The sequence below is a fragment of the Vibrio sp. 1288 genome (assembly GCF_033344475.1).
Genome location: NZ_JAWPOX010001040.1, coordinates 1 through 534 on the forward strand (window position 1 = coordinate 1; position 534 = coordinate 534).

The 534-nt window shown below is 49.8% G+C and carries 1 protein-coding gene; it reads right to left on the minus strand.

Translation table 11 applies throughout. The features are described from left to right. Positions 1 to 72: 72 nt before the first annotated feature. Positions 73 to 534 (minus strand): SDR family oxidoreductase (locus R8O11_RS30795; RefSeq protein ID WP_318195331.1); only part of this gene is annotated, 462 nt, incomplete at its 5' end.

The following is a 534-nucleotide window of genomic DNA, read 5'->3' on the forward strand; positions in this document are numbered from 1 at the left end:
TGGGGCTTTTTTTGTTTAGGAGCTGGAGGTTGCTTACATCGGAGTCGGGAAACACAGAGCAATGGTGTATGTTTACACTTCGGTCGCAACTACTCGGCCACTGAAGTATTCATTTGAGACGATGTATGCTGTGTTACGGACCAGTTCGTCTTGGATCTCTGCCCAGTGCCTTTCGTCAAGATCCTCTCGTGTATGACTGACAGAGGGAATCACGCCGCCGACGCGGATATTGAAAGGGGTGAGCTCTTTTGCCCAGCTGTGCGTAAAGCCAGACACCAAAGCCGCCATGCTTTCAACACCAGTCAGATCTTCGTGGTTATCATGCGAAATGACATTCACGATCACGCCTTTTTTGTTGCGCGCTCTAAATCGTTCTGCGCCGACTTGCCCGTAGGTATAGAGAAAACGTGCTGCGGAAGAAAGGTGGTCGATATAGATACTCATTGGTTCTGGCGCCATTAGGCTTGGCATCGGTGAGCTCGTCCAACAATTAACGATAACATCTGGCGTTGCTCTTAGCTGCGATTCGATCTG